Source organism: Kribbella jiaozuonensis (assembly GCF_005233875.1).
GTDB lineage: Bacteria > Actinomycetota > Actinomycetes > Propionibacteriales > Kribbellaceae > Kribbella > Kribbella jiaozuonensis.
In genome coordinates, this window is record NZ_SZPZ01000005.1 from 611,057 (window position 1) to 636,179 (window position 25,123).

At 68.5% G+C, this 25,123-nt stretch carries 27 protein-coding genes and 1 tRNA gene; 17 read left to right on the top strand and 11 right to left on the bottom strand.

Annotated features, from left to right (window positions below):
- Positions 1-96 precede the first annotated feature (96 nt).
- The 4 genes from FDA38_RS35095 (at position 97) to FDA38_RS35110 (ending at position 3,420) form a co-directional block, all read left to right on the top strand.
- Positions 97-921, top strand: a complete 825-nt coding sequence (locus FDA38_RS35095) for an alpha/beta fold hydrolase (protein ID WP_137258467.1) — start codon at positions 97-99, stop codon at positions 919-921.
- Between the two features lie 82 nt (positions 922-1,003).
- On the top strand, positions 1,004-1,819 hold the full coding sequence (locus FDA38_RS35100; RefSeq protein ID WP_202877981.1) for an alpha/beta fold hydrolase: 816 nt from the start codon (positions 1,004-1,006) through the stop codon (positions 1,817-1,819).
- 70 nt (positions 1,820-1,889) lie between these two features.
- Entirely contained in the window at positions 1,890-2,387 is a 498-nt protein-coding gene (locus FDA38_RS35105) for a GNAT family N-acetyltransferase (protein WP_137258469.1), read from the top strand.
- Between the two features lie 10 nt (positions 2,388-2,397).
- On the top strand, positions 2,398-3,420 hold the full coding sequence (locus FDA38_RS35110) for an NADPH:quinone reductase (RefSeq protein ID WP_137258470.1): 1,023 nt from the start codon (positions 2,398-2,400) through the stop codon (positions 3,418-3,420).
- Here FDA38_RS35110 and FDA38_RS35115 read toward each other — a convergent pair.
- Both FDA38_RS35115 and FDA38_RS35120 read right to left on the bottom strand, forming a co-directional pair.
- The gene (locus tag FDA38_RS35115; RefSeq protein ID WP_137258471.1) at positions 3,404-4,225 is read right to left on the bottom strand and encodes an AAC(3) family N-acetyltransferase; all 822 of its coding nucleotides are present in this window, start codon (positions 4,223-4,225) and stop codon (positions 3,404-3,406) included. The genes FDA38_RS35110 and FDA38_RS35115 overlap by 17 nt on opposite strands.
- Positions 4,226-4,234: 9 nt before the next feature.
- The gene (locus FDA38_RS35120; protein WP_233715111.1) at positions 4,235-4,714 is read right to left on the bottom strand and encodes an NUDIX domain-containing protein; all 480 of its coding nucleotides are present in this window, start codon (positions 4,712-4,714) and stop codon (positions 4,235-4,237) included.
- 19 nt (positions 4,715-4,733) lie between these two features.
- Between FDA38_RS35120 and FDA38_RS35125 the strand changes: the two genes are divergently transcribed.
- Positions 4,734-5,483, top strand: a complete 750-nt coding sequence (locus FDA38_RS35125; protein ID WP_170989949.1) for a hypothetical protein — start codon at positions 4,734-4,736, stop codon at positions 5,481-5,483.
- Here FDA38_RS35125 and FDA38_RS35130 read toward each other — a convergent pair.
- A complete protein-coding gene (locus FDA38_RS35130) occupies positions 5,452-6,804 on the bottom strand; it encodes an FAD-binding oxidoreductase (protein WP_137258473.1) in 1,353 nt (450 codons plus the stop codon). The two genes, FDA38_RS35125 and FDA38_RS35130, sit on opposite strands and share 32 nt — an antisense overlap.
- 82 nt (positions 6,805-6,886) lie before the next feature.
- Here FDA38_RS35130 and FDA38_RS35135 point away from each other — a divergent pair, with 82 nt between their 5' ends.
- Both FDA38_RS35135 and FDA38_RS35140 read left to right on the top strand, forming a co-directional pair.
- Positions 6,887-8,110, top strand: a complete 1,224-nt coding sequence (locus FDA38_RS35135) for a lactate racemase domain-containing protein (protein ID WP_202877983.1) — start codon at positions 6,887-6,889, stop codon at positions 8,108-8,110.
- Positions 8,111-8,132: 22 nt separating this feature from the next.
- Positions 8,133-9,584, top strand: a complete 1,452-nt coding sequence (locus tag FDA38_RS35140) for a flavin-containing monooxygenase (protein WP_137258474.1) — start codon at positions 8,133-8,135, stop codon at positions 9,582-9,584.
- 232 nt (positions 9,585-9,816) lie between these two features.
- Here FDA38_RS35140 and FDA38_RS35145 read toward each other — a convergent pair whose 3' ends face one another.
- Complete coding sequence (locus FDA38_RS35145) at positions 9,817-11,190, bottom strand: cystathionine beta-synthase (protein ID WP_137258475.1); 1,374 nt, start codon at positions 11,188-11,190, stop codon at positions 9,817-9,819.
- A 77-nt stretch (positions 11,191-11,267) separates the two neighbouring features.
- Here FDA38_RS35145 and FDA38_RS35150 point away from each other — a divergent pair, with 77 nt between their 5' ends.
- Positions 11,268-12,296: an SGNH/GDSL hydrolase family protein gene (locus FDA38_RS35150; RefSeq protein ID WP_137258476.1), complete on the top strand. Its 1,029-nt coding sequence runs from the start codon at positions 11,268-11,270 to the stop codon at positions 12,294-12,296.
- A 179-nt stretch (positions 12,297-12,475) separates the two neighbouring features.
- Positions 12,476-12,706: a DUF4287 domain-containing protein gene (locus FDA38_RS35155; protein ID WP_137258477.1), complete on the top strand. Its 231-nt coding sequence runs from the start codon at positions 12,476-12,478 to the stop codon at positions 12,704-12,706.
- Positions 12,707-12,772: 66 nt separating this feature from the next.
- On the opposite strand, the gene FDA38_RS35160 is transcribed toward FDA38_RS35155, so the two are convergent.
- From FDA38_RS35160 to FDA38_RS35175, 4 genes are all read right to left on the bottom strand, one after another.
- Entirely contained in the window at positions 12,773-13,612 is an 840-nt protein-coding gene (locus FDA38_RS35160) for an LLM class F420-dependent oxidoreductase (protein ID WP_170989974.1), read from the bottom strand.
- A gap of 5 nt (positions 13,613-13,617) precedes the next feature.
- Positions 13,618-14,757 carry a VOC family protein gene (locus FDA38_RS35165; protein ID WP_137258479.1) on the bottom strand — a complete coding sequence of 380 codons (1,140 nt, stop codon included), beginning with the start codon at positions 14,755-14,757 and terminating at the stop codon, positions 13,618-13,620.
- Between the two features lie 111 nt (positions 14,758-14,868).
- On the bottom strand, positions 14,869-15,690 hold the full coding sequence (locus FDA38_RS35170) for a Bax inhibitor-1/YccA family protein (RefSeq protein ID WP_137258480.1): 822 nt from the start codon (positions 15,688-15,690) through the stop codon (positions 14,869-14,871).
- Positions 15,691-15,835: 145 nt separating this feature from the next.
- Complete coding sequence (locus tag FDA38_RS35175; protein WP_233715113.1) at positions 15,836-16,282, bottom strand: winged helix-turn-helix transcriptional regulator; 447 nt, start codon at positions 16,280-16,282, stop codon at positions 15,836-15,838.
- A gap of 33 nt (positions 16,283-16,315) precedes the next feature.
- Between FDA38_RS35175 and FDA38_RS35180 the strand changes: the two genes are divergently transcribed.
- Complete coding sequence (locus FDA38_RS35180) at positions 16,316-17,107, top strand: NADP-dependent oxidoreductase (protein WP_233715114.1); 792 nt, start codon at positions 16,316-16,318, stop codon at positions 17,105-17,107.
- A gap of 83 nt (positions 17,108-17,190) precedes the next feature.
- Here FDA38_RS35180 and FDA38_RS35185 read toward each other — a convergent pair whose 3' ends face one another.
- Positions 17,191-17,952 (bottom strand): DUF4118 domain-containing protein, encoded by a 762-nt coding sequence (locus FDA38_RS35185; RefSeq protein WP_233715115.1) that lies wholly within the window; start codon positions 17,950-17,952, stop codon positions 17,191-17,193.
- A gap of 62 nt (positions 17,953-18,014) precedes the next feature.
- Between FDA38_RS35185 and FDA38_RS35190 the strand changes: the two genes are divergently transcribed.
- The 4 genes from FDA38_RS35190 to FDA38_RS35205 all read left to right on the top strand — a co-directional run bounded on the left by FDA38_RS35190 (position 18,015) and on the right by FDA38_RS35205 (position 21,546).
- Positions 18,015-18,515 (top strand): DinB family protein, encoded by a 501-nt coding sequence (locus FDA38_RS35190; RefSeq protein WP_137258482.1) that lies wholly within the window; start codon positions 18,015-18,017, stop codon positions 18,513-18,515.
- A gap of 40 nt (positions 18,516-18,555) precedes the next feature.
- Positions 18,556-19,740, top strand: coding sequence for a GNAT family N-acetyltransferase (locus FDA38_RS35195; protein ID WP_137258483.1), 1,185 nt, complete (start codon positions 18,556-18,558; stop codon positions 19,738-19,740).
- Between the two features lie 60 nt (positions 19,741-19,800).
- Positions 19,801-20,130 carry a VOC family protein gene (locus tag FDA38_RS35200; RefSeq protein ID WP_170989975.1) on the top strand — a complete coding sequence of 110 codons (330 nt, stop codon included), beginning with the start codon at positions 19,801-19,803 and terminating at the stop codon, positions 20,128-20,130.
- A gap of 108 nt (positions 20,131-20,238) precedes the next feature.
- Entirely contained in the window at positions 20,239-21,546 is a 1,308-nt protein-coding gene (locus FDA38_RS35205; RefSeq protein WP_137258485.1) for an NAD(P)/FAD-dependent oxidoreductase, read from the top strand.
- A 52-nt stretch (positions 21,547-21,598) separates the two neighbouring features.
- On the opposite strand, the gene FDA38_RS35210 is transcribed toward FDA38_RS35205, so the two are convergent.
- Both FDA38_RS35210 and FDA38_RS35215 read right to left on the bottom strand, forming a co-directional pair.
- A complete protein-coding gene (locus FDA38_RS35210; RefSeq protein WP_137258486.1) occupies positions 21,599-22,258 on the bottom strand; it encodes a response regulator in 660 nt (219 codons plus the stop codon).
- Positions 22,255-23,373, bottom strand: coding sequence for a sensor histidine kinase (locus FDA38_RS35215; RefSeq protein WP_137258487.1), 1,119 nt, complete (start codon positions 23,371-23,373; stop codon positions 22,255-22,257). Before FDA38_RS35215 ends, FDA38_RS35210 begins: the two co-directional genes overlap by 4 nt.
- A gap of 104 nt (positions 23,374-23,477) precedes the next feature.
- Here FDA38_RS35215 and FDA38_RS35220 point away from each other — a divergent pair, with 104 nt between their 5' ends.
- The 3 genes from FDA38_RS35220 (at position 23,478) to FDA38_RS35230 (ending at position 24,625) form a co-directional block, all read left to right on the top strand.
- Positions 23,478-23,984, top strand: coding sequence for a glycine cleavage system protein R (locus FDA38_RS35220; RefSeq protein ID WP_137258488.1), 507 nt, complete (start codon positions 23,478-23,480; stop codon positions 23,982-23,984).
- The gene (def, locus tag FDA38_RS35225) at positions 23,981-24,523 is read left to right on the top strand and encodes a peptide deformylase (protein WP_137258489.1); all 543 of its coding nucleotides are present in this window, start codon (positions 23,981-23,983) and stop codon (positions 24,521-24,523) included. The genes FDA38_RS35220 and def overlap by 4 nt, the downstream gene beginning before the upstream one ends.
- A gap of 19 nt (positions 24,524-24,542) precedes the next feature.
- A tRNA-Leu gene (locus FDA38_RS35230) sits at positions 24,543-24,625 on the top strand.
- Positions 24,626-25,123 lie beyond the last annotated feature (498 nt).

The window sequence follows — 25,123 nt, forward strand, 5'->3', positions numbered from 1 at the left end:
GTGGCACCGGCGGGGCGTCGCGGGTATCGTGACCCGAGGCTGGCTGGGGGACAACCTTTGTACACAAGGGGTTTTCGAGCTGAGGGGGTCCGAACGATGGGAACGATCACTACCAGCGACGGCACTGAGATCTTCTTCAAGGACTGGGGTGAGGGACAGCCGATCGTCTTCAGTCACGGTTGGCCGCTGTCGGCCGACGACTGGGACAACCAGTTGCTGTTCTTCCTCTCCAAGGGGTACCGCGTCGTCGCGCACGACCGCCGTGGACACGGGCGGTCGACGCAGACCGGCGACGGGCACGACATGGACCACTACGCCGACGACCTGAAGGCGGTCGTCGACCATCTCGACCTGCAGGACTGCATCCACGTCGGGCACTCGACCGGCGGCGGCGAGGTCGCGCACTACCTGGCCCGGCACGGCGAGGACCGGGCCGCCAAGGCCGCGCTGCTGTGCGCGGTCCCACCGCTGATGGTCAAGACCGACGCGAACCCGGAGGGCCTGCCCAAGGAGGTCTTCGACGGCTTCCAGACCTCGCTCGCTGCGAACCGGTCGAAGTTCTACCGCGACCTGCCCGAAGGACCGTTCTACGGCTACAACCGGCCGGGCGCCGAACCGTCCGAGGCGATCATCGCGAACTGGTGGCGCCAGGGCATGATGGGCGGCGCGAAGGCCCACTACGACGGCATCGTCGCGTTCTCCCAGACCGATTTCACCTCGGATCTGCAGCAGATCACGATCCCGGTGCTCGTCGTCCACAGCGAGGACGACCAGATCGTCCCGTACGCCGATTCCGGCCCGAAGTCGGCGGCGCTGCTCAAGAACGGGGTCCTGAAGACGTACAAGGACCTCCCGCACGGTCTGCCCACGACGCACGCCGACGTGGTCAACGCCGATCTGCTCGAGTTCTTCCAGTCCTAGTCCCGATATTTCCGAGCACCACAGGCTTCGTCACGCTCCCGCGCGCCCTCCCGGCGACAGTCGCATGACGAAAGGCTCATCCATGCATCAGCACCGCACGCGAGTGCTCGCCGTACTGGTCGCAGTACTCGCGCTCGTGCTCGCCGCCGTGTCACCCGCGGCGGCATCACACCCGAGCGGCCCGAAACCCACCATCGTGCTGGTCCACGGAGCGTGGGCCGACGGATCCAGTTGGCAGAAGGTCACCAACAAACTCCTCGACGACGGCTACACGGTCCGCGTCCCACCCAACCCGCTCCGCAACCTCACCACCGACGCCGCGACGATCCGGGACTTCCTGTCGACGCTGTCCGGTCCGATCGTGCTCGTCGGTCACTCGTACGGCGGTGCCGTCATCACCAACGCGGCGACCGGCAACTCCAACGTGAAGGCACTTGTGTACGTCGACGCGTTCGCCCCGGCCCAGAACGAGACCGTTCTGCCGCTGGTCGGCGCCGGCTCCGCGCTCGCCGTACCCGACCCGACGACCGTCTTCGACCTGGTTCCGTACCCCGGAGCACCGGCCGGTGACGTGGACCTGTACCTGAAGCACGACACGTTCGTGAAGTCGTTCGCCTCCGGGTTGTCGCGCAGCGCCGCCGAGAGGCTCTACCCGTCACAGCGGCCGCTGACGTTCAGCGCCGGCAACGTCCCCTCCGGTCCGCCGGCCTGGGCGACGATCCGGTCCTGGTACGTCCTCGGCACCAAGGACCTGATCATCACCCCGGCGTCGCAGCAAATGATGGCGACCCGGGCCCACTCCACCATCACCCGCATCCCGACCGGCCACCTCGGACTCATCTCCGACCCCGGCCCGATCACCAAGGTCATCGAGACCGCGGCCCGCGCGTCCCGCTGATCCTGCCTGCCGCAGGTCGCCCGGTTAATCGGGCGACCTGCGCGGCCGGCCGCAGCTAGGCTGCCCGGTCATGGACGGTCTGGAGATTCGGCCACTGAAGCCCGACGATCCGCCGGTGATCGCGGCGGCAATGGCCGCGCTCGGCTGGGACAAGCCGCAGAGCCAGTACGAGCGGTACGTGGCGGAGCAGGCCGCCGGGACACGGGACGTGCTGGTGGCGACCGTCGACGGCGCGTACGTCGGCTACGTGACGATCTACTGGGTCCCGCCGTACTTCAAGACCGTTCCGGAGATCTCGGACTTCAACGTGCTGCCGTCGTACCGGCGGCGTGGGATCGGGTCGGCGCTGATGGACGCGGCCGAGGCGAAGGTGGCCGAGCGCTCCCCGGTGGTGGGGATCGGCGTCGGCCTGTACGCCGACTACGGCAGCGCGCAGCGGATGTACGTACGCCGCGGGTATCTCCCGGACGGACGCGGCCTGATCTACGACGGCAAGCAGGTCCCGCCGATGGAGATGGTCCGCAACGACGACAGCGCCTGCCTCATGTTCACCAAACAACTGAGGTAGCGTCGGTGGCGTGCGTGCGATCGAGTACTCGCGAACCGGTGAACCTGACGTCCTGACCCTCGTGGACCGGTCGATGACCGATCCGGGGCCCGGCGAAGTGCGGGTGCGGATCCACCGGTCGGGCATCAACCCGACCGACTGGAAGTCGCGCCGGGGCAGCGAGGCCGGTACGCCGGTCGACCCGCCCCAAGTGCCGAACCAGGACGGCTCCGGCGAGGTCGACGCCGTCGGCCAGGGTGTCGACGCCGGGCTCATCGGTCGCCGCGTCTGGATCTGGGAGGCCGCGTACCAGCGACCGTCCGGCGGCACGGCCCAGGAGTACGCCGTGGTGCCGATCCGTCACGTGGTGGAGTTGCCGGACGAAGCGTCGTACGACCTCGGCGCGTCTCTCGGCGTACCGTTCCTGACCGCGCATCGCTGCCTGACGGTGACCGAGGACGGCCCCGATCACCTCGGCCCGGGCAGGCTGGCCGGTCGTACCGTGCTGGTTGCCGGTGGTGCCGGCGCGGTCGGCAACGCGGCGATCCAGCTCGCGCGGTGGTCGGACGCGACCGTGATCACCACCGTCAGCAGCCCGGAGAAGGGCAACCTGGCCGCGCTCGCGGGCGCCGATCACGTCATCAACTACAAGCAGCAGGACGTGATCGAGGAGGTCCGCGAGATCGTGCCGCACGGCGTGAACACGATCGTCGAGGTGTCCCCCGCGGCGAACGCGACGATCGACGCCGCGATCATCGCGATGCACGGCTCGGTCGCGATCTACGCGACGGACGGCGGCAACACGTTCGAGCTACCGGTGCGCCCGTCGATGGTGCCGAATGCTCGCTGGCAGTTCGTCCTGCTGTACAACGCTCCTGAGTCGTGGCGTCCGCGTGCGCTCGGCGACATCGACGCCGCGGTCCGGGCCGGCGCCGTACGCGTGGGAGCCGAGGCTGGGCTCCCGTTGCATCACTACGCCCTCGAGCAGGCCGCCGAGGCACACGCCGCGGTCGAGCGGAGCATCGTCGGCAAGGTCCTCATCGACGTACGCTGACCAACTGCTGGAGGGCGGCTGCACAGCGGCATTCCGGGTTGTCCGTGCAGAGCAGGGCGGTCGGGTCGGCCTCGATCAGTTGACGGGTCGCCGCGAGTACGGCGTCCTTCGGGATTCGGCGTACGCGCGCCTGCCCGATGCGGATCTCCTTCGTCGCGGAGCGCAGTACCGGCTCTATGTCGTCGAAGTGGTGGCTCTCGCCGGGGATGTTCGGGAGCTCGATCCAGAGGCCGTCGGCGTTCTTCGCGTAGCGGTAGAAGAGCGAGCGGCCGAGGTGCTGCTCGGCGAGGTGGATCGTGGTGTTGGAGGTGTGGCTGACGCCGAGCAAGAGTACGTCGCCGTCGAGCGCCTCGATCGGTCCGAGCGGCCAGTCGGGGCGCTGTGCTGCGAGGAGCCGCTCGGCCGCGGGGCCGAGAGCCTGGTAGGCGAAGAGCGGGTGCGAGGTCCGCAGCGTCGAGTAGGTCTGGCGGAACACCTCCGGAATCCGCCCGAGCCAGCGATCGATCGGCAGGTCGTCGCTGAAACTGGTTGCCGCCGACAACTTCTCGGCGAACTCGGGCCAGTCGGCCGCGTTCCAGTAGGCGTTGTCAGGCCGGACCAGCCCCGGCGGCGCCGGGATCCCGGTGAGATCCCACGTCCCACCCGGCATCAGCACGGTCCCGCACACCTCGGTCAACGCCGCACAGACCGCCTCGGCCCCACCGTCGACGTACCCGAACGAACTGAGCGACGAATGCACGATCACCTCGGACGCGAGCCCCAGCTGCCGCAACCCGTCGACGAGATCTGCCTTGGTCACAACCATCCCGCCAAGCTATCTCGCCTGGAACCGCCCGGTCTCCCGATATTCCGCGTGCAACCCGAGCACCACCTCGGTCGGCGGATGCAAAGGACCGGGCGGCGTCGCGAAGAAGCCGGCCTCGACGACCTCGTCCTCTCCCGGGCGGAGTGTGCCGGTCCAGTGACGGGTTTCGAAGCAGAGCGCGAAGCACTGGACGATGTCGCCGTTGGGGTAGGTGAGGGTGTGAAGATCGGCTTCGGAGAGGCTGGCGAACGGGACGAGATCCTCGGGAGCGACCACGAGGCCTGTCTCCTCGGCGAACTCTCGGGCTGCTGCGGTGCGGAAGCTGTCGCCTGGTTCGGCGCCGCCGGCTGGGAGTTCCCAGAGGCCGGTGTCTCGGCTTTTCTGGAAGAGGATGCGATCGGTTGCGTCCACCGCGAGGACCTGTGCGCCGGGAAGCAGGAGCAGGCGGGAGCCGACGTCACGACGGAGCTGGGCGAGGTAGGAGTCCACCAATGAGAGGGTAGGGCGCGTGGACTGGGTGAGGCGGCGTGCTGGTTGGGTGCTGGGGCTGGGCCTGATCGGCGGCCTGGTGTGGACGGCAGCGGTGACCTTGTCCCAGCCGGGCTGGTACGACCCGACCCGGGACTGCTCACGCAAGTTCGGCCCCGACGCGACCACCGTCCACACCAGCTGGTTCCCGCCCACGGCGACCTGCCTGTACGGCGATGAATCCCGCCACTACATGTCGACGTCGAGGACCGTCATCCTCTCGATCCTCGCCGTACTCCTCCTCATCGTCATCGCGACCGGCCTGATCCTGACCGTACGGCGACTGAGCGGCGAGCCCGGACCGATCCGCACGGCAGGCGACCTCGACCTGAGCAAACGACGGATCAAGCACCTGACCTTCGGCGCCGCCGACATCGCGATCGTCTTCGCGCCGTTGACCTTCCTCAACGCGGTCGCAATCGTCTTCGGCGGGATCCCCGGCGGCTTCCTGTTCATTGTCACCTCGCTCGTCGCCCTGAGCGCGATCTGCACCGCCCTCGACCGCCACCTGGGCCCGCTTCCCAGCAGCGCCCTCGACAGCCGCCGACGCGGCACGATCGCCGGTGTCGCGGTCTACGCCGTCGTCTTCGCCGCCACCGCGATCTCCGGCGGGCTCCCGTTCTTCCGGCTCTGGTCCGTTCCGCTCGCCGGCATCGCGTACGCCGTGATCGCCGCCCTGCAATGGCGTCGCGCGACGGCTAACGCCAACCAGGTTCAATATTCTGGTTGAGGTGGAACACGTTCTCGGGGTCGTACTCGCACTTCACCCGGGCCAGCCGGTCGTAGTTCGCCGCACCGAATCCGGCGACCACGCGATCCTGCCCCTCGTACCCGATGAAGTTCAGGTACACCTGCCCGGTCGACCACGGCTCGAGGTCCGTGCACACGTCCCGCACCCACCGGATCGCCTGCGCGTCCGTACACGGATCCGCCCACGCCCCGAACGGATGCGCCACCCACTCAGCGTCCCGGTACGCCTGCGGCCAATCCCCGGCAGACCGCCGTACGGCGCCACCCCACGGCAGGACGACCTGCTGTGACGGTGACGGCGTGATCATCTCCCGGGCACGATCGCAGAACGCGAGCACGGCGGGATCCGGGAACTCCCGGAGATGCTCCGCGGAGCAGTAGTTCCGGAACCCGGCCGGACTGTCGAGCGCGGCCTGCAGGTCGGCGTACGGCAGCTCTGCAATGAACTGTCCCTCCGGCGCCAGCGCGTACATCGGCGCGAACACCTCCCGCGCCTCGTCCACCCCACCGGCGTACGCCGCGACCGCGAGCACAGCCGGCTGCCCCTGCAAGCCTTCTGGCACATACCCGGCCCGGGGCGCAGTCAGAAACATGACGCCGCCGCCAAGCTCCTCCGGCGCACCCTCCAGCAGATCGCGGTACGCACGCAGTACCGAAGGCCCGGCCGCCATCGGCCACACCAGCAACGCCAGCGTCGTCGTCACCACCTGCGTGAGCCGGAACGTCAGCGAGGTCGCCACTCCGAAGTTCCCGCCGCCACCGTGCAGTGCCCAGAACAGCTCCGTGTTCTTCGTTTCGTCCGCGATCAGCAACCGCCCGTCCGCGGTCACGAGCTCGACCGAGATCAGTGCGTCCGACGACAACCCGAGCTTCCGCTCCAGCCACCCCGACCCGCCGCCGAGCGTCACCCCGGCCACCCCGGCCGACGGCACCCGCGCACCGGTCGTCAACAGGCAGTACCGCTGCCCGGCGCGATCCAGGTCCCGCCAGATCGCGCCGCCGCCCACCCGCGCGAGCCGCGAGAACGGATCGATCTGCACGCTGTTCATCCGCCGCAGATCCAGCACCATTCCGCTGTCCGAGACCCCCGCCCCGGTCACCGCATGCCCGCCGGCGCGGACGGCCAGTTCGAGCTCGTTCTCCACGCCGTACCGCACGGCCGCCTGCACGTCCGCGGCCGACTCGCACCGCGCGATCATCGCCGGCTTGCGGTCGACCATCGCGTTGAACACCGTGCGGGCCGCGTCGTACTCCGTGTCCCCGGCCTGCAACAGAACGCCACCGAACCCCGTTGGTCTCATCTCGCAGTTCCCCCACTCCCCTCGCTGAGAATGCGCCGAGACCTTTGCCCCGGTCAACATCGGAGGTAGGTAGGGTCGGAGGGTGACGAATGCGGCGGTGATCGGTGGTGCGGGCCAGGTCCTGACCGAGGACGAGGTGACGACGTTCGTCGGCGAGGCGCTCGCCGGTGCGGGTCTGGAGGGCCGCAGCGTCTGCGTGATCGTCCCGGACGCGACCCGGAGTTGCCCGCTGCCGTTGCTCCTCAAGGCAGTCACGCAGGCCCTGCAGGGCAGTCAGGTCACGATCTTGGTTGCCCTGGGCACCCATGCGGAGATGACCCCGGAGCAGTTGCGCAAGCACCTCGGCGGTGACTACCCGAATGTGATCAACCACGAGTGGTGGAAGCCGGACACGTTCGTCGACCTCGGCACGATCAGCTCCGAGCGGGTCGGCGAGATCTCCGACGAGATGCTCCGCGACGAGGTCCCGGTCCGGCTGAACCGCGCCGTCGTCGAGCACGACATCGCGCTGGTCGTCGGCCCGGTCTTCCCGCACGAGGTGGTCGGCTTCTCCGGCGGCAACAAGTACTTCTTCCCGGGCGTCGCCGGCCAGGAGGTGATCGACTTCTCGCATTGGCTCGGCGCCCTGATCACCAGCGCGAACATCATCGGTACGCCGGGCATCACGCCCGTCCGTGCCCTGATCAACGAGGCTGCCTCGCTCATCCCGGCCGAGAAGCTCGCCCTGTCCGTGGTCGCGCAGTCAGGGACCGACGCCCTGCACGCGGTCGCGTTCGGCGACACGGAATCGTCCTGGCAGGCGGCGGCCGAGATCTCCGCGCGGACCCACGTCCGCTACCTCGACCATCCGGTCCAGCGGGTCGTGTCGGTGATGCCACCGAAGTACGCCGATATCTGGACCGCGGCCAAGGGCTTCTACAAGGTCGAGCCGATCGTCGCGGACGGCGGCGAGGTCATCCTCTACGCGCCGCACGTGACGAAGCTGGCGGCGATGCACCCGGAGATCGAGAAGATCGGGTACCACTGCCGCGACTACTTCGTCGGCCAGTGGGACCATTTCCGCGACCTGCACTGGGGCGTCCTCGCGCACTCCACCCACCTCCGCGGCGCCGGCACCTGGGATCCCGCCAGCGGCGAGCACCTCCGCGTGCAGGTCACCCTCGCGACCGGCATCCCGGAGGACGTCGTACTCGGGGCCAACCTCGGCTATCTGGACCCCGCGGAGTTCGACCTGGCGGCGTACGAGGCCGATCCGGACACGTTCGTCGTACCGAATGCCGGGGAGACCCTCTACCGGCTTCAGTGACCCGCCGGTAACCTCAGGCGGTATGGCTGAGGTCGTCATCATCGGGTCCGGGTTCGCCGGGTTGTGCATGGGAATCAAGCTGAAGCAGGCCGGGTGTGAGGACTTCGTCATCCTCGAGAAGGCGGACGATCTCGGCGGCACCTGGCGGGACAACACGTATCCCGGCTGCGCCTGCGACATCCCGTCGTACCTCTACTCGTTCTCGTTCGAGCAGAATCCGCGCTGGACGCGGATGTTCGCGCCGTGGGACGAGATCCTCGCCTACCTGCGGTACTGCGCGGACAAGTACGGGATCACCGACAAGATCCGGTACGGCGCCGAGGTCACCGAAGCCGCCTTCGACGAGGCGACCGGCCACTGGACCGTGACCGTGAACGGCGACGAGACCATCGAGACCCAGGCGCTCGTCACCGGCGTCGGCAGCCTGCACGAGCCGAAGCTGCCGGACATCCCCGGCCTCGACTCCTTCGCGGGTACGACGTTCCACTCGGCGCAATGGGATCACTCGGCGGACCTCCGCGGGCGCAACGTCGCCGTCATCGGGACCGGCGCGTCGGCGATCCAGTTCGTGCCGCAGATCGCCCCGCAGGTCGCGCAGCTCGATGTCTACCAGCGCACCGCGCCGTGGGTCACCGGCAAGCCGGACCGGGCGATCGGCAGCTGGGAACGCAAGCTGCACGAGCGGTTCCCGGCCGGCCAGCGGACCATCCGCAACGTCATCTACTGGGGTCTCGAGGGCCGCGGCGCCGGGTTCGCCGGCAACCCGAAGTTGATGAAAGGCCTTGAACTACAGGCGAAACGGCACCTGCACAAACAGGTCACCGACCCCGAGCTCCGCGCGAAGCTGACCCCGGACTACCAGATCGGCTGTAAGCGCGTGCTGATCTCGAACGACTACTACCCGGCGCTGACCCGGCCGAACGTCGACGTCGTCACCACCCCGATCGCGCGGATCACCCCGACCGGCGTCGTCACCGCCGACGGGACCGAGCGGGCCTGCGACACGATCGTGCACGGCACCGGGTTCGCGGTCTCGGCGAACCTGACCCGGATGCCGATCCTCGGCAAGGACGGCGTCGACCTGGCCGACCACTGGAAGCGCAGCGGGATCGGCGCGCACCTCGGCATCACGGTCTCCGGCTACCCGAACCTGTTCCTGCTGGTCGGCCCGAACACCGTCCTCGGCCACTCCTCGATGGTGTTCATGATCGAGGCACAGGTCCGGTACGTGATGCAGGCCCTGCACCTGCTCCGCCGGCGCAACGCGTCGTACGTCGAGGTCCGCGAGGAGGCGCAGGAACAGTTCGTCGACTCGATCCAGGGTGAGCTCGGCGGAACCGTCTGGGAGTCGGGCTGCACCAGCTGGTACCTGGACGCGTCCGGGCGGAACTCGACCATCTGGCCGGAGTGGACGATGTCGTACTGGCGCCGCACCCGCCGGCTCGATCCGAGCGACTTCGCCGTCGTCCACTAGGGCAGTGTCCCTTAGGTGATGGCCCGGACTCCTGAAGTAGGAGTCCGGGGGTCACGACGTACGACCTTGGGATGAAGGAAAGACCGATCCGGAGGCCGATGTCTCAGCGGCCCGGTTGAAGGACTCTTGAGACATGGAAATCCTTCAGATCGCAGGCGCGGCGGTGATCGTGATCGGCATCGTGATCACGGCACTGATCGCCATCATCCCGTCAGTCGTAGACCGCTAACTCTCAGTCGGCGGACAGGTGGACCAGTAGGTCCTGCCGGGTCAGCACGCCCACCGGCTTGCCGTCGTCCAGCACCATCAGGGCGTCCCGATCCTCAAGCAGCTCGACCGCCTTGGTCACCGGTTCGCCGGCGCCCAGCGAGGGCAGCGCCGGGTCCATGTGCACCTCGACCATGTCGGCCAGCCGCGCCTTGCCGGAGTACAGCGCGTCCATCAGCGTCCGCTCCGACACCGCGCCGGCCACCTCGGCCGCCATCACCGGCGGCTCGGCCCGGACGACCGGCATCTGCGAGACGCCGTACTCGCGAAGGATCGCGACCGCCTCGGCGATCGTCTCGTGCGGGTGGGTGTGCACCAGCGGCGGCAGGCTGCCGTCCTTGCCGGCCAGCACGTCACCGAGCGTCTTGCCCTGGCGGGCGTGCGCGAGGAAGCCGTACTGCGCCAGCCAGTCGTCGTTGAACACCTTGGTCAGGTAGCCGCGGCCGCCGTCGGGCAGCAGTACGACGATGACGGCTTCGGGGTCGTCGAGCTCATGCGCGAGCCGGATCGCCGCCGCGGCGGCCATGCCGGCGGAGCCGCCGACGAGCATGGCCTCTTCGCGAGCGAGCCGCCGGGTGAGCGCGAACGAGTCCGCGTCGGAGACCTCGATGACGCGGTCGCAGATGTTGCGGTCGTACGTCTCCGGCCAGAAGTCCTCACCGACACCCTCGACCAGGTACGGCCGGCCGGTGCCACCGGAGTACACCGAGCCCTCCGGGTCGGCGCCGATGATCTGGACGCGGCCGCCGGAGACCTCCTTGAGGTACTTGCCGGTGCCGGTGATCGTCCCGCCGGTGCCGACGCCTGCGACGAAGTGGGTGATCTTGCCCTCGGTCTGCTCCCAGAGCTCCGGGCCGGTGGTCTCGTAGTGCGAGCGCGGGTTGTTCTGGTTCGCGTACTGGTTCGGCTTCCAGGCGCCCTCGATCTCGCGGACCAGGCGGTCGGAGACGTTGTAGTACGAGTCCGGGTGCTCCGGCGCCACCGCGGTCGGGCAGACCACGACCTCGGCGCCGTACGCCTTCAGCACGTTGCGCTTGTCCTCGCTGACCTTGTCCGGGCAGACGAAGACGCACTGGTAGCCCTTCTGCTGGGCAACCATCGCCAGCCCGACGCCGGTATTGCCGGAGGTCGGCTCGACGATCGTGCCGCCGGGCTTCAGCTCGCCCGAGGCCTCCGCGGCCTCGATCATCCGGACCGCGATGCGGTCCTTCACCGAGCCGCCGGGGTTGAAGTACTCAACCTTCGCGAGCACGAGCGGCTTCGCGCCGTCTGTTGTCTTCGACAACCGCACCAGCGGGGTGTTGCCGACCAGGTCCAGGAGTGATTCTGCGTAGCGCACGATCTTTACTGTAGTGATACCGACCCCATTGCCCTATTTTCACTTGCATCGTCGTAACACCGTGTAATCCTGGACTCATGAGTAGAGCCAGGGCAGCCAAGAAGCTGGCCCAGGCCGCAGCCTTCGGGGGCGGGGGACTCGGGCTCATCGGTGCCACGTTCTACGGCGTACTGACCGCTGAGGCCGAGTACGCGAAACGCGTGATCGGACCGACGAGGTACTACCCCACTCCGGGCGACGGTCTGTACGGCCGGTATCCAGGACTTCCGATCACGTTCGCGATGATCGGCGACTCGAGCGCGGCCGGTTACGGCACCGAGTCGCCGGACGAGACGCCCGGGGTGATGCTCGCCTCCGGTCTGGCCGAGCTGGCCAAACGCCCGGTGCGGCTGGTCGACGTGTCGAAGACCGGCGCGAAGTCCAGCGATCTGGCCGCCCAGGTCGACGCCGCTCTGCAGACCGGCCCGCATATCGCGGTCATCCTGATCGGCGTCAACGACGTGAAGGCGAAGATGCCGCCGTCGACCTCGGTCCGGCTGCTCTCCACCGCTGTCCGCCGGTTGCGCGCCGCGAACTGTGAGGTGGTGGTGGGCACCTGCCCCGACCTCGGTGTGGTCCGGACGATCATGCCGCCGCTGCGGCAGGTCGCCCGGTCCTGGAGCCACCGGCTGGCCGCCGCTCAGACCATCGCAGTGGTCGAAGCAGGCGGCCGTACCGTGTCGCTCGGGTCGCTGCTCGGCGAGGTGTTCCGCACCAACCCGGCGATGTGGGGCCGGGACAACTTCCACCCGTCGGCCACGGGGTACGCCGCCGCGTCCGCCGCACTGCTGCCGTCGGTGGCGGCTGCGATGGGCGTCGGGCCGGAGTCGTTCGTGCATCCGGAGCCGTTCCGCGGCGAGGCGATCCTGCCGATCGCGGAAGCCGCCGTACAGGCCGCCCGGAAGGCGGGCACCGAGGTGGCTGCCACCGAGGTCGCCGGCCGGGAGCGCGGTCCGCGCGGTCGCTGGGCGGAGCTGCGGCACCGCCGCCGGCACCCGAAGGCCGACGTCGACCGGGTGGACGAGAACTCGAAAGACCAAGCCGAGACAGTCCCTGTCGGTCAATAGTCCCATCTCATCCCACCCCCATCATCAGAGCTGCTCTGATGATGGGGGTGGGATGAGATGTTTTGAGTTTGGTTTGTGCGTCCGCTGAGCGACACCTTTCATGTCGGGAGTCTTGCCTCCGGGCGGCCGAGTGGTGCACAGTCGATAACTACGCGGTACCCCGATGACGGGAGGCGAAGATGGGCTTGAACCACTCCGAGGAGACACACCAGCGTTTGGTGGAGGCCGTGCCCAGGTGCACCGGACGCCAGATGGCCGAGTGGTTCCAGCTGATGAACGACGGACCGTCGTTCCTGCGCTTCGACGACAGAGTGCGGTGGCTCTCCAGCGAGTACGAACTCGCGCACGGGCACGCGACCGCCATCGTTCACGAGTTCGACCTGGTCAAAGCGCACCGGCGAATGGGCTGAGCCGCAAAGGAGACAACGAAAAGACCTGCCCTTTCAGGTGGAGGGGCAGGTCTTTCACGTTCCCGGTCAGGCGAGCGGTGTGAGGGCCTTCGCCAGCGGCTCGAGGACGGCCGGAGTGTGCGGCGGCGGCAGGTACACGATGGCCAGGTCGAGCCCGACCGCGCCGAAAGCCTCGGCCTCCGCGGCGACCTTGGCGTAGTCGCCGTCAGGCCCGAGCCGGACGTGTGACGACAGCGTGATCTCGCTCGGATCGCGACCGATGTCCGCGCAGTGTGCGTACAGCACGTCCCGCTTGTGGGCGAACTCCTCCGGCGTGCCGCCGCCGAAGTTCCAGTGCTGGGCGTACTTCGCCGTCGTCCGCAGGGTCCGCTTCTCGCCGCTGCCGCCGATGCAGATCGGCGGATGCGGCTTCTGCACACCCTTCGGCTCGCAGCGGGCGTCCGTGAACTGGTAGTGCTCGCCGTGAAACGTCGTGGTCTCCTGCGTGAGCAGGCCGACGAGCACCTCGCAGGCCTCCTCGAACCGGTCGCTGCGCTCCTTCAGCGAGCCGAGCTGCATGCCGTACGCACCCGACTCCTCTTCGTTCCAGCCGGCGCCGATGCCGATCTCCAGCCGGCCACCGGAGACGATGTCGAGGGTCGCGGCCATGTTCGCGAGCAGCGCCGGGTGCCGGTAGTGGATCCCGCTGACGAGCGTGCCCATCCGGAGCCGCTTGGTCGCCTGCGCGAGCGCGGTCAGCGTCACCCACCCTTCCAGGCACGGACCGCTCGAATCGGAGTGGATGGGATAGAAGTGATCGAAGGTCCAGCCGGACTCGAACAGTTCGATCTCGTCGGCCGCTTGCCAGACTGCGAGCATGTCGGCCCATTGAGTGTTCTGGGGCGAGGTCTTGATCGCGAATCGCATGACCCTCATCGTATGTCGAGCTCGTTACCCTCCGGGTCGCTGATCAGACAGTGCTGCGGGGTCTGCTCGAGGATCCGCCCGCCCGCGGACAGGGCCGCGTCGATACGCGCCTGAGGGTCAGGCACCACGAGCTCGAAGCGGATGCGATTGCGCTGCTTGGTGCGCTCGTCGTTCGCGTCCAGCTGCTGGAAGAACAGGACCGGGTTCAGCCGACGCGGATCGTAGATGTCGGACACCTGCTCGCGCGGATCAGGCTGGTAGCCGAGCACGGTCCGCCAGAACGTGCTGAGTGCATCCCCGTCGACCGCATCGATGCCGAACTGGACGAACCGCAGCGGGCGCGGGTCCGGCGTGAGTCCGAGGTCGTGCGCGGCAGCCTGGATGCGCTGCGCCAGCTCGACGAAGGCCGGGCCGCCGTTCGGCATGTCGTCCTCCCACTGGTCCTTGCTGCCGTCGATCGTCACCCCGGTCGGTCGCAGGTCGATCTCCAGCGGAATGCCTGCATCATCGGCGAGTTGCGCGACGGCGGAGGTCAGACGGATCGCCTGGGCGGGTGAGGTCGTCGGGTAGAAGACCATCGCAGCGAAGTTGGCCCACCAGTCGTCGGCATCCGGCGACAGTTCGTCCCCCGGGACCAGGTCGACCTCGTTGCCTTCGGGATCCGCCAGCGCGACGCCCCACGCGCCGTACGGCTGCTGGCCGATCGCAGCCCGGGCCGCGTCCACCGCATAGGACGGACGTACGACGTCGACGTGGATGCGATTGCGGAGCGGACGGGGATCCGGCAGCGGGCGGACCTCGACCGACGGGTCACGGTCGAGTGGGTCCTGGAGGCCGGTGGACGAGGCCTCGTAGCCCATCGCCGTACGCCAGAAGTCAGTCACCGCGGCCGGGTCGGTCGCCTCGAAGGCGAGGTTGACCTGCTGCAGCACGCTCGGATCAGCGGTCAGGCCCAGTTCTCCGGCCGCCTTCGAGATGTCTCGGGCGGACTCCTCGGTGTCGGTCCGCAGGCGCAGACCATTCGCCCGGAGGTCGACCTCGGCGCCGGGGGCGAGGCGCTCGACCAGCGCGGCGCCGGCGGCGTGCGAGGGAGCGTCGTACCACGTGGTCAGGGTGCCGTTGAGGTGCCGCCATTCGGTGGTCATGGGGACCACAGTAGAGCTGGAACCGGACGGACTGCGTCCGGAAATGCCAGGAGGGCCGGTCCACCTGAACCGGCCCTCCTGAAGACATTACGGCTGTCGTGCCGCCGCGGTTCAGTCGCCGCCGCGGAGGATCGCGAGGATGCGCAGAATGTTCCAGTACAGCCAGACCAGGGTGACGGTCAGGCCGAACGCGGCCCGCCAGGCCTCGCTCTGCGGGGCGCCGTGGCGGACGCCCTGCTCGATCATGTCGAAGTCGAGGATCAGGTTGAACACCGCGAGACCGGCGCCGAGCGCCGCGAACAGCAGGCCCATCGGGCCGAAGCCGCTGATCCCGGTCTGCACGCCGAACAGGCTCAGCAGCAGGTTGATCACCAGCACGCCGGCGAAACCCATCGTGCCGATGATGACCATCCGGGTGAACTTCGGCGTCACCTTGATCGCGAAGTACTTGTACGTCGCCAGCGTCAGACCGGCGGTCACCATCGTGGCCAGCACGGCCTGCACGATGATGCCGGAATCACCGACCCAGTTGGCGATGAACTTGGAGCCGATCCCGAGGAACACACCCTCGGCCGCGGCGTAGATCATCAACAGCACCGGGTTCACCCGGCGGGAGAACGACAGCACCATCGCGATCGCGAACGCGACCAGGGCACCGGCCAGGAACGTCGGGCCGACCACGGTGTCCGGGATCGTCTTCCAGGCGATCGCCGCGACCACGGCGACGACACCCAGGGTGGCGGCGGTGCGGACGATCACGTCGTCCATCGTCATGGGGCGGCTGGCGGCCGGAGCGCCTTGGTACTGCTGCGGCGGCATACCCGACCCGCCGTAGGGGCTCGGCTGACCGTACGGAGCGGCCCCCGGATAGGCCTGGCCCTGGCCAGGCGCAAACGCACTCGACCGGTTCAGCACCGGGTTACTGCTCTGCATCATTTCCTCCTGATGACCCACTTCCGGGGCCGTATCGAAATACTACGGTCCCATCCTGAACAACATCTGAGAATCGCGCGGCTGTTCCGCAACCGAAATCCCTTCAAAACAACCGGTTGCGCAATCCAATCGCTTCGCTATCGAATTACTGCTCGCGACCGTCGTAATCGGCGCGGGAGGCGTGGATCTGGTGGGCGTGGGCGACGGACCATTCGGCGATCGCGGAGGTCAGCCGACCGGCTTCGACCCCCAGCGGAGTGAGCGTGTACTCGACTCGGACCGGGACCGCCGGATAGAGCGTCCGGGTGACCAGACCGTCCCGCTCCAGGGTGCGGAGTGTCTGGGTCAGCATCTTCTGAGTGACGCCGTCGAGCAGCCGGCGGAGCTCGTTGAAGCGCAGCGGGCGATTGAAGCGCCGCAGCGCACCGAGGACGTACAGGGCCCATTTGTTCGCCAGTACGTCGATGACGGTCCGTGACGGGCAGTCACGCCCGTAGGTCTTCACCAGTCGTCGAACGCCATCACGCAGTACACGTTCGGTGATCCCGGCGTCCTCGAGCTCGCCGAACTGGAACGCCCCGAAGCGGGCCACGGCGAGGCCCTGGTCCGGGTCCGCGCGGCCGGGGTGAACCCGAGCGACTGGAAGATCCGCTCCGGTCTGCTCCCCCGCTTCGGGCCGCCCCCGTTCGTTCTCGGCCTCGACTTCGCCGGCACCCGCGAGGACACCGGCGAAGAGGTGTACGGCGTCGTCTATCCGCCGCGCGGTGCGTACGCCGAGTTCACCGTCGCGAGCCTGGATGGCCTTGCCCGCAAGCCGTCCACGGTCGATTGGGTGCACGCGGCGGCACTGCCCACCGCCGGGCTCACGGCGTACCAGCCGTTGGCCGGCATCGCGAAGATCGGGCCGGGTGACCGGGTCCTGATCCATGCCGCGGCAGGAGGCGTCGGGCACCTCGCCGTACAGATCGCCAAGTACCGCGGCGCTCACGTGATCGGGACGGCACGCGCCTCGAAGCACGACTTCCTTCGCGGCCTCGGCGCGGACGAGCTGATCGACTACACCACGACCGACTTCACGACGGCGGTCCGGGACGTGGACGTCGTACTGGATCCGATCGGGGCCGAGTACGCCGTACGGTCTCTCGACGTACTGACCCCGGACGGAATCCTGCTCGACGTCCGTGGGACCGGGCCGGACCGCGCCGAGGTCCGGGCGAAGGCTGCCGCCCGCGGGATCCGGTACGACGAGTTCCGGATGGCGCCGACGACCGAGGACCTGGATGAGATCGCGGGCCTGGTGGACGCCGGCGCGTTGCGCGTCTCGGTCGAGCAGGTGTTCCCGCTCGAGCATGCGGCGAAGGCCCACGAGTTGAGTGAGACCGGCCGCGCGACGGGGAAGCTGGTCCTCACGGTCTGACGGCGTCGCGCCCGTATGGGCAGGCGCGACGCCGGGACCGGCGGCCACCCGGGACGCCTTGCTCCCGCAGGCCGGATCGGGGGTCAGATATGGGGGTGGAGGGCTTCCTGGGTGGACAGGGCGGCGCCGACCTGGTCGGCCAGGGCCACGGCGACCAGGCGTTGTTCGAGGTCGGGGCGGGCGATGCGGGTGGCGGCGGTGAGGAGGAAGCGGCCGCGGGTCTCGCCGGCGTGCTGGACGGTCAGCTCGATCTCGGCGTTCGTCGGCAGGCCGTCACGCTCGACCTTCAGGACATGGGATCCGCGGGTGACCGAGCCGTCCGGGTTCAGCCGCGGCGCCGTGGTCTGCTTGCTGCCGGCAACGAACTTGGCGCCGTCGATCCCCAGCAGGGCGGTCAGCTCGGTGCGGACCTGGTCGATCAGGTCGTCGGTGGAGCCACCGGCGGCAACCGCTTGCGAGGTGGTGATCACGCCGTCCAGGTAACCCCGGCGCCGGGACGCGTTGGCTTGTTGCCTCCGGCCCCAGATCGCGATCTGGGTGACCGCGATCCCGATCACCAGCAGCAGGACGGCCTGCTCGACGTCGTTGCTGCTGTTGATCGTGAAGCTGTCGTACGGGACGGTCAGGAAGAAGTCGAACCAGACCGCGCTGGAGATGGCCGCGAGCACACCGGCGAGCCGGATGCCGAACACGGCGACGGCAACGATCACGACGACCAGCAGCAGGGCCGCGTTGGCGTTGTCGAAATGCTCGCGGAACGGGGTCAGCAGCGCACAAACCGCCGGGGGCGCGAGCAGCGAGGCCGTCAGGACGGGCGTGCGGTAACTCTCCACACCCCTATTCATGCGCACTTCACCTGTCCCGATCAACCCTTCTCGCGGAACTCTGTCGCGCCTACCGTTGGCGGATGCCCGAGATCACCCGTACCCGGCCACCGGAGGACGCCGACGAACGCAGTACGTTCACCGGCCTGCTCGACTTCCTGCGCTCCACCGTCGAACTGAAACTCAGCGGCCTGACCGAGGAGCAAGCGTTCGCCCGGCCCGTCGATCCGTCCGCGCTGACCCCGGCCGGCATCGTCAAACACCTGACCGCGGTCGAGCGGTTCTGGTTCTCGATCGACTTCGGCGGGCTCGATCTCGAGTGGCCGTGGAGCGAGGAGGATCCGCACGGCGGCTTCCCGATCGTGCCGGGCGACACGGTCGAGTCGATTCTCTCGGCGTACCGGGCTGAGTGCGCACGTTCTCGCGAGATCACCGCTGCCGCGTCCTTCGACGACGTGGCCCGCTCGGAGGACATGAGCTTCAACCTCCGGTACGCCGTGGCGCACATCATCGAGGAGACAGCCCGCCATCTCGGCCACCTGGACCTCCTCCGCGAAGCCACCGACGGCGAGGTGGGCGAATAACCTGTGGCTGCGGTCCGAGTGCCTGCGTAGGTTCGTCGGCATGTACCGAATCCGGGAAGCCTCGCTCGCGGACGTCGAGTTCCTCGCTGACGTGACCCTCACCGCCACCCGTGCCCAAGGTCGGCTGGCGCCGGACTTCGACGAGGCCGACTGGCGTGGCGGCTTCGAGGAGTGGAGCCGCGAGTCGATCGACGACCCTGCCACCGATCTCAGCGTGATCGAGCTCGACGGACAGCGGGTCGGGCGCCTGCGCGTCAGCCGTACGCCGGAAGCCGTCGAGCTGAACGGCATCCAGCTCCATCCGGACGTGCAGAACCGCGGCATCGGTACTGCGATCATCACCGAACTGCAGGCCGAGGCGGCCGGTCGCGGCGTACCGCTGGAACTCCACGTCGAACGCGACAATCCCGATGCTCGGCGGCTCTACGACCGCCTCGGCTTCCACAAGACCGGGGAAGACGGCGCCGAGGATGTCATGCAGTGGACCCATGGCACGCAGCTCTGGAACGCGGAGGTGGCGAAGCGGTACGACACTCCCGGGACCGGGATGTTCGCGGCCGACGTACTCGGGCCGACCGTGGATCGGTTGGCCGAGCTCGCGGATGGTGGGCGGGCGCTGGAGTTCGCGATCGGCACCGGGCGGGTCGCCGTACCGCTGGCGGCGCGAGGGGTGCCGGTGAGTGGGATCGAGCTGTCCACGGCGATGCTCGCGGAACTCCGCACGAAGGCCGACGAGACCGCGATCCCCGTGGTCGTGGGCGACATGTCCGCGGTCAGGGTGCCGGGCGAGTTCAGCCTGGTTTACCTGGTCTACAACACGATCTCCAACCTGCTCACCCAGGAAGAGCAGGTCGCCTGCTTCCGCAACGCCGCCCGCCACCTCTCCCCCGGCGGCCGCTTCGTCATCGAACTCTGGGTCCCCGAACTCCGCCGCCTCCCACCCGGCACCCCGGCCACCGTCGGCATCGCGGACCCCGGCTACATCCTCCTGGACACGTACGACGTACTGAAACAACACGTCGTCTCCCACCACTTCCACTTCGGCGAAGGAACCCAGGCCGAGCTCTTCCGCTCCCCCCACCGCTACATCTGGCCGGCCGAACTGGACCTGATGGCCCAACTCGCCGGCTTCACCCTGGAGTCCCGCCACGCCGACTGGTCGAGCACGGCGTTCACCGCCGACTCCCCCTCGCACGTTTCCGTCTTCCGCCTCGCCACGACGTAGAGGACGCTGGTAGCTGTGGCTACCGACCCGCTGTTCACGCGTTTGGCTCCCGTTCTCAACGTGTCCGATCTTGCGGCCGAGCGCGCCTTCTACGAGAAGCTCGGACTACCTGTGATCTACGAGGGATCGGAGTACCCGGACTTCATCGCGTTCGGCACGGACACGATCCATTTCGGGATCCAGCAGGCGGAGGCGGAGAACGATCCGCCGAGTGTGCTCACCTGGCAGATCGCGGTGTCCGACGTGGACGCGGCGATCGCCCGCTGCAAGGAGGCCGGCCTCGACTTCGAACTCGAGCAGAACGACCCTGCTCCGGGGTGGACCTATCGCCGCCTCCTGCTCCGTACTCCGAGTGGGTATCGCCTCGCTCTCGAGGGTGAGTCCGAGTAGCTGTTCGGTGGGTGAGATCACTCCTCCGGGGGTTTGTGAAATCTTTCACGAGCCCTTAGCGTTGAAGTTAACATGAAGTCGGAGAACCACTCAGGGAGAGTGAACCGCATGACAGCCCAGGTGCCGCACATCCTCGTCGTCGGAGGCGGTTACGTCGGGATGTACACCGCGTACGGCCTGCGCCGCGCCGCCCGTAAGGGCCGGATCCGCGTGACCGTGGTCGACCCGCGGTCGGTGATGACCTACCAGCCGTTCCTGCCCGAAGCGGCGGCCGGATCGGTGGAGCCGCGGCACGTCGTCGTACCGCTGCGCAAGACCCTCAAGGGCTGCCGGGTGGTGACCGGCCGCGTGACCGGCATCGACCACGCGCACAAGGTCGCCAAGGTGATGCCCGAGGAGGGCCCGGAGTACGAGCTCGCCTACGACCAGATCGTCGTCGCGCTCGGCTCGATCGCCCGTACCCTGCCGATCCCCGGCCTGGCCGACGAGGCCACCGGGTTCAAGAACGTCGAGGAAGCGATCGCGCTGCGCAACAAGGTCCTGGACCGGCTCGACGTCGCGTCGTCGCAGCCCGACCCGGCGCTGCGCAAGTCCGCGCTGACGTTCGTCTTCATCGGCGGCGGGTACGCCGGTGTCGAGGCGTTCGCCGAGCTCGAGGACATGGCCCGCTACGCCACCCGCTACTACGACAACATCAAGCCCGAGGACATGCGCTGGGTCCTGGTCGAGGCCACCGGACGGATCCTGCCCGAGGTCGGTGAAGACCTGGGCAAGTACACCGTGGACGAGCTCCGCAAGCGCAATATGGACATCAAGCTCGAGACCCGGCTGGAGTCCTGCGAGAAGGGCCACGTGATCCTCAGCGACGGCGAGGAGTTCGACGCCGACACGATCGTCTGGACCGCCGGCGTGAAGGCGAACCCGGCGCTCGCCGCGACCGACTTCCCGCTGGACGAGAAGGGCCGGATCAAGACCCTGCCGAACCTGCGGATCGAGGGCCTCGACGACGCCTGGACCGCCGGCGACAACGCCGCCGTACCGGACCTGACCAGCGAGACCGGCGCCTTCTGCGCCCCGAACGCGCAGCACGCCGTCCGCCAGGCACACCAGCTCGCCGCGAACATCCTCCGGGTGGTCGACGGTCAGCCGCCGCAGGACTACCGGCACAAGTACGTCGGCTCGGTCGCGAGCCTCGGTCTGCACAAGGGCGTCGCCCAGCTGTACGGCGTGAAGGTGAAGGGCTGGCTGGCCTGGTTCCTGCACCGGACGTACCACGTGTCCCGCGTCCCGACCTTCAACCGGAAGGCCCGCGTCATCCTCGACTGGACGCTGGCGCTGTTCTTCCGCCGCGAGGTCACCAGCCTCGGCAGCCTGCAGACTCCGAACGAGGAGTTCCGCCGGGCCACGCAGTCGTAAACAGTCGTAAACCTGATCGGCCGGCCCTCGACTCGCCGGGGGCCGGCCTTCTTCATTCGTTCAGCAGATCCGCGTCGTGCACCAGCAACGCGATCTGGACGCGGTTGTTCAGGTCGAGCTTGGTGAGGATGCGGGACACGTGGGTCTTCACGGTCGGCACGCTGAGGTAGAGCGTCGCGCTGATCTCGGCGTTCGACTTTCCCTCCCCCACGGCGACGGCGATCTCGCGTTCGCGGTCGTTCAGGTCCTTGAGCCTGGCGACGGCCTTGGCCTTCCGGCTGTCCGTGCCGGAGTCGGCGACACGGGTGATGAGACGCTTGGTGACGGCCGGCGAGAGGACTGGCTGGCCGGCCGCGACCCGGCGTACCGACTCGACGATCTCGCCCGGCGGGGTGTCCTTCAGGACGAAGCCTGCCGCGCCGGCGCGGAGCGCCCGGAGTACGTGCTCGTCGGCGTCGAACGTGGTCAGGATGACGACCTCGGGCGCGCCCGGACGGCGCCGTACCGTCTCGGTCGCGGTCAGGCCGTCGGTGCCGGGCATCCGGATGTCCATCAGGATCACGTCCGGCGCGAGCCGATCGATCAGCGTCTGTACGCCGGAACCGTCGCCGGCCTCGCCGACCACGCGAATGTCCTGCGCGCCACCCAGCATCAACTTCAGCCCGGCCCGCAACAACGGATCGTCGTCGACGATCAGCACCCGAATGGTCATGCGGGCCACGGTAGCCAGGCGTAGAGGCGGAAGTCGCCTTCGGGGGTGCGGCCGTGTTCGATCCGGCCTTCGACCAGGGCGGCGCGTTCGCTCAGTCCCTTCAAACCTTGGCCATCTCCTCGTCTGCGGTTGGGCGCCGGGTTGCGCAGCTCCACCGACAATCCGTTGCCGGGGGCACCGGTCACGCTGATCGTCACCGGTTCGCCGGGAGCGTGCTTGACCGCGTTCGTGAGGCCTTCCTGGACGATGCGGTACGCCGTACGCCCGACGTGCTCGGGCATCGCGCCGGGTGCGTCGAGGGTCAGGTCGACGGGGATGCCGGCCTCGCGGGAGCCGTCGATGAGTGCGGGCAGGTCGGAGAACGCCGGCTGCGGGAGTTCGCCGACAGGCGCTCGCAGTACGCCGATGACCTCGCGGAGATCCTGCAGCGCCTGGTGCGCGCTCGCCCGGATGATCTCGGCGGCGCCGGCGACCTCGTCAGCGGACGCGTCCTGGCGGTACGCGAGCGCACCGGCGTGCACACTGAGCAGGGACAGCCGATGCCCGAGTACGTCGTGCATCTCGCGGGCGATCTCCTCGCGGGCGCGGAGCTGGCCGCGCTCGGCCTCGAGTCGCGCGACCGCCTCGGCGCGATCGGCGCGGTCGCGCAACGTCTGCAGGAGCTGGCGGCGGGATCGGACGTAGAGGCCCCAGCCGGCCACTGCGACGTACACGGAGATCGCTGCGATCACGACGGCCGTGGGATCGTCCGGCTTGTCCCTGATCTGGACGTAGACGGCCAGGCTGATCGCGTTCACGCCGAAGACCAGCACGGTCGTCCGCAGCGGCCGATGGATCGCCACGGTGAGGATCAGGATCAGGGCGGCCACCCCGGCGGTGTCCGAGAAGGTCGAGACGGCGGCGCCGATGATCGCCAGTTGGAGCGGCCAGCGGCGGCGGAACCAGAGCGTGAGGCAGAGCGCCATTCCGACGTAGAAGTCGATCGCGAGGAGGCCGGGGCTGATCGGGTCTTTGCTGCCCTCGTCGTACAGCAGGAACCCTGCGAAGACCGCGACGACGAAGACGATGCTGTCCACGATCCAGTCGCGCGTACTCCGCCGGAAGAGCTCCTTCATGGTTCGAATGTAGCGGCGCGTAAGCGTTCTCCGGCGGCTTGACGGCCGTCCGGATACCGAAGTCGCTTTCTTGCGGTACTTAGGTCAACGGTAGGTTGCCGGGCATGAGTCAGCTCGCTGTCACCGTCATCGGCCCGGACCGCCCGGGCATCATCGCGGACGTCACCGGGGCCCTGGTCGGTACCGGGGTCAACCTCGAGGACACCACCATGACGCTGCTGCGCGGCCATTTCGCGATGATGATCGTCTGCGCCGGGCCGATCGACGAGGTCGAGTCGGCGCTGGAGCCGCTGCAGGGCGAGCTGGTCATCACGGTGCGGACGATGGGTCCCGAGCACGAACACGCGCCGATCGGTGCGCCGTACATGCTGAGCGTGCACGGCGCCGACCGGCCGGGGATCGTGGCGGCGGTGACGCGGATGATCGCCGCGGCCGGCGGGACGATCACGGACCTGGCGACGCGGCTGAGCGGCGGGCTGTACGTGCTGACCGCCGAGGTCGAGCTGCCGCCGTCTGCCGAGCTGGAGATGCTGGACCGCGCGCTCGAGATCACCGCCGAGGAGCTCGGCGTCGGCGTCACCCTGCGCCCGGCGGAGAGCGACGACCTGTGATCTCCTCCTGGTCACCCAAGCTGCTGGATGTCGAAGGCCAGGTCCTGGAGGTCGTCCGCGCTCCGCATCCTGTGCTGGCCACTGAGGGCGCTTCGGTGGATCCGCTCGATCCTTCGATGATTCAGTTGGCGGCGGATCTGGTGGCGACTATGCGGGTCTCTCCCGGGTGCGTCGGGCTGGCGGCGCCGCAGGTTGGTGTGGCGGCGCAGATGTTCTCGCTGGATGTGAGCGGTCACCCGAAAACCCGCACGTGTCACGGTGTCTTCGTTCTCTGCAACGCGGTCGTGGTCGAGGCTTCTCGGAATGAGAAGGCTCGTGAGGGGTGCATGTCCGTCCCGGACTTCACCGGCGACGTCAAACGGGCGACCCGGCTGACCGTTCGCGGCGTACTGCCTGGGACTACGGATTCTGTCACCATCACGACCGACGCCTTCGAGGCTCGGGCGCTCCAGCACGAGATCGACCACTGCAACGGCAAACTCTTCCTCGACCGCGTCGCCGGCGCCCACGCCGTCTACCCGCGGAAGAACTACCAATAGCTTGTACCCTCAGTCCGAAGCCCGGGTGGCGGAACGGCAGACGCAGCGAGCTTAAACCTCGCGGCCCTAACAGGCATACGGGTTCGAATCCCGTCCCGGGCACAGGACACGTGGTTGCGGCGAATGCCGTCAGCCCCGCGGCCTACGCAGGCGCTCCGTTCGTCGCTCCGCTCCTCACCGCGCCAGCTACGCCCGCTCCCCACCCACCCCCGGGCTTATCGCCCGGAGCATCCTTTCCCGCTATCGCGGGGGTTTGTCGGCTATCGCCGACGACCTGCCGGCTGCCGCCGGCGAGTGCGCGCTACCGCGCGATCGACCACTCCCACCCCGACCCCAGGCCGTATTGTGCAGCCTTGCCCGCCCTGCGCCGTTCCGTGCCGTTCCGAGCACAGGCCACGTGGTGGCGGCGACTGCAGTCAGCCCACGCGGGCTACGCAGCCGCTCCGCTCCTCACCCGCGGCCGCTACGCAGCTCCACCCACCCCTGAGGTGTATCGAGGTTGTTGGACAGGTGCTCTGGAGCGAGGAGGATCTGTTTATGACCGAGAAGCGTCGGCGGTTTAGTGCGCAGTTTCGGGCAGAGGCTGTGCAGTTGGTGGTT